The 4,520-nt window shown below is 58.6% G+C and carries 5 protein-coding genes; 2 read left to right on the top strand and 3 right to left on the bottom strand.

All coding sequences use genetic code 11. The features are described from left to right. The 3 genes from G7Y52_RS14550 to G7Y52_RS14540 all read right to left on the bottom strand — a co-directional run. Window positions 1-230 (bottom strand): helix-turn-helix domain-containing protein (locus G7Y52_RS14550; protein ID WP_165065509.1); only part of this gene is annotated, 230 nt, incomplete at its 3' end. A 147-nt stretch (window positions 231-377) separates the two neighbouring features. Further along, entirely contained in the window at window positions 378-1,799 is a 1,422-nt protein-coding gene (gene ahcY, locus G7Y52_RS14545) for an adenosylhomocysteinase (RefSeq protein WP_165073148.1), read from the bottom strand. Window positions 1,800-1,832: 33 nt separating this feature from the next. After that, window positions 1,833-2,756: a metalloregulator ArsR/SmtB family transcription factor gene (locus G7Y52_RS14540; RefSeq protein WP_165073145.1), complete on the bottom strand. Its 924-nt coding sequence runs from the start codon at window positions 2,754-2,756 to the stop codon at window positions 1,833-1,835. A gap of 185 nt (window positions 2,757-2,941) precedes the next feature. Between G7Y52_RS14540 and G7Y52_RS14535 the strand changes: the two genes are divergently transcribed. Both G7Y52_RS14535 and G7Y52_RS14530 read left to right on the top strand, forming a co-directional pair. After that, window positions 2,942-3,550, top strand: a complete 609-nt coding sequence (locus G7Y52_RS14535) for a DUF721 domain-containing protein (protein ID WP_165073143.1) — start codon at window positions 2,942-2,944, stop codon at window positions 3,548-3,550. 361 nt (window positions 3,551-3,911) lie between these two features. Then, window positions 3,912-4,289, top strand: coding sequence for a hypothetical protein (locus tag G7Y52_RS14530; protein WP_165073150.1), 378 nt, complete (start codon window positions 3,912-3,914; stop codon window positions 4,287-4,289). Window positions 4,290-4,520: the final 231 nt, after the last annotated feature.

Raw genomic sequence — 4,520 nt, 5'->3', positions numbered from 1 at the left:
TTTTTATCAAGAAGGGCTTGCAATTCCCGAATCTCCTCGCATGAGAAACAACTTGGGCGATGGCCATTGGGTTTGGCTGATAATCGTTGGTTTTCACGGTAAGCTCTGACCCAATTGCAGATGCTAGCCGGGGTATAACCTAAAATATCTGCCAATTGCCTGGCTGTTGCTTTTCCATCAAGATACGCATGAACAGCCTTGGTTCGGATTTCTTCAGATGCAAATTTCATCTCTGCAATCTAAACGATTTTTAAATAAAATAAAAGTCAAATTGCTCTAAGAAAGCCATCTCAAAGGTGAATCCCTCTAAAAAACAGCCCTGCAAACATGCGACGCACGTTTGCAGGGCTGGAAAAAACGCTTGCCAGCAAACGAAATCAATACCTGTACATGGCGCTTTTGTACGGGCCTTCCACCGGCACGCCGATATAGGCGGCCTGCTCCGGGCTGAGTTTTGTCAGCTTGGCTCCCAGCCGGCCAAGATGCAGGCGGGCCACTTCTTCATCCAGTTCCTTGGGCAGGGTATAAACTTTGGTTTCCAGGGCTTCCCTGGACAGTTTGATCTGGGCCAGGGTCTGGTTGGTAAAGCTGTTGGACATCACAAAGCTGGCATGCCCCGTGGCGCAGCCCAGGTTGACCAGACGGCCTTCGGCCAGAACCACGATGCTCCGGCCGGACTTGAGGGTCCATTTGTCCACCTGGGGCTTGATGTTCAGCTTGCTCACGCCGGGCGTGCTCTCCAGGTAGGTCATGTCTATTTCATTGTCAAAGTGGCCGATATTGCAGACAATGGCCTCGTCCTTCATGCCTTCCATGTGCGCGCCGGTGATCACATGGTAATTGCCGGTGCAGGTCACATAAATGTCGCCCAGGGGCAGTGCGTCTTCCACCGTGGTCACTTCATAGCCTTCCATTGCGGCCTGGAGCGCGCAGATCGGGTCGATCTCGGTGACCAGCACGCGCGCGCCAAAGCCGCGCATGGACTGGGCGCAGCCCTTGCCCACGTCCCCGTAGCCGCAGACCACGACCACCTTGCCGGCCACCATGATGTCCGTGGCGCGCTTGATGCCGTCGGCCAGGGATTCGCGGCAGCCGTAGAGATTGTCAAACTTGGATTTGGTCACCGAGTCGTTGACGTTGATGGCCGGGAAGAGCAGTTTGCCCTCCTTTTCCAGCTGGTAAAGACGATGCACGCCGGTGGTGGTCTCTTCGGAAACGCCTTTGATCTTTGCGGCCACCTTGTGCCAGTGCCGCGGATCTTCCTTGAGGCGCAGGGCCAGGCGGTCAAGCACGCACTGAAACTCCCTGCTTTCGGCCTTTTGTGTGAGGATGCCGGGATTGTCCTCGGCTTCCACGCCTTTGTGGATCAGCAGCGTGGCGTCGCCGCCGTCGTCCACGATCAGATCCGGGCCCGTGCCGTCGGGCCAGGTCAGGGCCATTTCCGTGCACCACCAGTAATCCTCAAGGGTCTCGCCTTTCCAGGCAAAGACTTTGGCCAGCCCCAGCTCGGCAACGGCCGCGGCCGCGTGATCCTGCGTGGAAAAGATATTGCATGAGGCCCAGCGGATGTCCGCGCCCAGGGCGTGCAGGGTTTTGATCAGCATGGCCGTTTGAATGGTCATGTGCAGGGAGCCCATGACCTTGAGCCCCTTGAGGGGCTTTTCAGGGCCGTATTTTTTGATGCACTCCATGAGGCCGGGCATTTCCCGCTCGGAAAGCTGCATTTCCTTCCTGCCGAAGTCGGCCAGGCTGAGATCCGCCACTTTATGCGGCAGGCTCAAATCCAGTGCTTTGGTCATGATCGTCTCCTTGCAAGTGTTGTTTTTTCTGCGTCAGCACGCTTCGGCACTGAACAGCACAAGCTCCAGCCCCCGGCCCACGGCGTGCCGTTGACGGCCGATCCGCGTAAAGCCCGCACGGCTCAGGCCGTCGGCAAGATCGCTTTCCTTGAAGCCAAGCCAGCGATCGCCATAGCGGCTGCGCATGGTTTCGTCGTTGTGGCGCAGAAAGTCCGCCACAAAAAGGCGGCCGCCCGGGGCCAGAATCCGCCGGATCTCGCGCAGGGCCGCCACCGGCTCGGACAAGTGATGCAGCACCAGATTGATGCAGGCAAAGTCCGCCTCGCCATCGCGCAGGGGCAGATGATCCAGCTCGCCTATGCGCAGGGAGACGCGCCCGGCCGCGGGCTCGTCCGGATTGAAACGGCGGCGGCAGAGTTCCAGCATACGGGCCGAGCCGTCCACGCCGATCACGCCCCGGGCCAGGGGCAGCAGGCGGCTGAGCACAGCGCCGGTGCCGCAGCCCAGGTCCACGGCCGTGCCGCAGCCCTGAGGCACGGCCGCGCAGACAGCCGCGGGCAGATCGAACGCGCCGAGCACCTCGCGGTTGAGTTCGTCCCAGTCTTCGGCAATGGCATTGAAAAACTGGCGGGTTTTGCGGGCGCGTTCCTCAAGAATCTGGGCGGCCATGCCCAGATCGGCCTGCATGGCGGCATCGGCATGCACAAAAGGCAGCACGGCGCGCAGAAAATCGCGTTCCTCTCCGGCGCGCGGCGCGGCGTAAAAAACCCACAGCCCGTCCCGGCGCGAGGTGAGCAGCCCGGCTTCAGTGAGAATTTTCAGATGCCTGGAAACCCTTGACTGGCCCATGCCCAGAATGCGCACCAGCTCGTTGACCGAGAGCTCATAATGCAGCAAAATGTGCACAAGCCGCAGCCGGGTTTCATCGGAAAGGGCTTTGAAATGAAGAATCGTCATGCCGCGTCCGTGTTGTCCTGACTAAATCAATGTATGTTGATACAAATATCAGCTTATCCGGATATAGTCAAGAACTTCCTGCGGACCGGTCAGGGCTGCCGCAGAAAATGCGCCAGCCCTGGCGGCGATGCCCCGGCATCGCCCGAAGCCGCGGGCTTCGGGGAGCGAAGTAAAGAGAGGAAGACATGGCCTTGCGACAAACGCGCAAGCGGCAAAAAACTTCCCAGCCCACCACGGCCGGCAGGGTGCTGGCCTCGGTGCTGGAAGCCCTGGGCGGCGGCCCGGAGCGGGCGCGGCTCTGTCGGCTCTGGCAGAACTGGAGCATGGTCATGGGCCCGGAGCTGGCCCCGCTGGCTCTGCCCTTGGGCCATCATAAGGATCTGCTCCTGATCGGCGCGGAAGACGCCATGCTTGTCCAGGAGCTGCACCTTTTGAGCGGCGAGATTCTGGAACGGGTCAATGCCTTTATGGAGTGTCCGTTTTTCAGCGGCGTGAAGGTTTCCCTGACATTGGGCAAAACAGTGCTGGCAGGGGCCGCGGCCCACGGCGAGGAGGGGGGAGCCGCGCTTGCCGCGCGGGCTCCTGAAGCGGCGCGGCGCGCCGCGCTGGCTGAAGACGCGGCCCGACCTTACGGGAAATTTCTTGCGCACATGGACCCTGCATCACCCGTGGCCCGCTGCTATGCGCGCTTTGCCCTCCAGGATGCGCGGCAGGCCACGCCTTCCGCAAGCGAACGCAACGAACGTAACAATCTTGAAAAAAAGAGTTTTTCCTGTATCTCAGGCACGACATAAAAGGTTTTGACCTGACAACCGCAATGCGAAGCAGCCGGGACCGGGCTTTCCCGCTCAGGCTGTCCGCACGGCAGCAGCCTTGGCAAAAGCACCTTTCCGGTCGGGGCACGCCCTGCCTTTGCGTAAGAGGCGACTTTGGGCCGCAGGCAACAATAAAAGACTTCCTCGTGAATTTTTTTCAGGAACCGCAAGACTATTTCTAGAGTTTGCGCATTTTTTCTTCCGCATTCACAGATGATTGGGAAAAAATCAGAATCAAGGATGCGATTTTGTTGTTTGCTTGCTGCGATTATTGACAATCCTTCGCCTGCAGTGCTAGCCTGCCTCAGGAAAGGATATGCCAGAGGGTGTGGAGGAAGGAATGGACGTGCAGAAAACGATGGAAGAGATTTGTCTGAAACATGACAACGGCAGCGATCTTCAATTTCGCGGTCGTCTGTTTTCGGAGTGCTCCTGGTATGACGAGGAGCACGGCATGCTCACCCGTCAAAAACTTTATGTCACTGAAAATAATGAGCAGGTTTATTATATCGTGCGTTCCAGCGGGCAGGATCGCAGCCGCCACGCCTACAGGCTTTCCGTGCGCGGCGACACTTGCATCATTGATAACGGCGTCACGGAAATGGCCCTTCAGTTCGATATGCTCATGCTGGCCGTGCGCGGCCTCTGCGGCCTGGAAGCCGGCGCGACGCCGAGCCTTTCCATGGTTGAAGATCTGCTCAAGGCCGCCAATTCCTAGCTTTTCGCCGCACGCCGGACTTTTTGCCGCTCTCCGTTGGGGAGCGGCTTTTTTTTGAATATGGCGCACGGAATAGGCTCTTAGAGCGTTTTGCTAATAAAATTAGCTAAACGCTCTGGCGGCCGCGGGAGCGGACGCCCGCGCCGAATGAGCGTCCAGACCGCGTTCTGGACGCGAAATGATGGCAGCGCCGCTTTTGAAATTGAATAATTTCAAAAGCAAAATGCTCTA

Origin of the sequence: Desulfovibrio sp. ZJ200, from assembly GCF_011039095.1 — a bacterium.
Lineage (GTDB): Bacteria > Desulfobacterota > Desulfovibrionia > Desulfovibrionales > Desulfovibrionaceae > Desulfovibrio.
The sequence above is the reverse complement of the archived record's forward strand: the minus strand, read 5'-3'. Positions and strand labels throughout refer to the sequence as shown.

Excerpts from the sequence above, each read along its gene's own strand:
- ahcY (WP_165073148.1), bottom strand. The coding sequence starts at position 1,799 with ATGACCAAAGCACTGGATTTGAGCCTGCCGCATAAAGTGGCGGATCTC.
- G7Y52_RS14530 (WP_165073150.1), top strand. The coding sequence starts at position 3,912 with ATGGACGTGCAGAAAACGATGGAAGAGATTTGTCTGAAACATGACAAC.
- G7Y52_RS14535 (WP_165073143.1), top strand. The coding sequence starts at position 2,942 with ATGGCCTTGCGACAAACGCGCAAGCGGCAAAAAACTTCCCAGCCCACC.
- G7Y52_RS14540 (WP_165073145.1), bottom strand. The coding sequence starts at position 2,756 with ATGACGATTCTTCATTTCAAAGCCCTTTCCGATGAAACCCGGCTGCGG.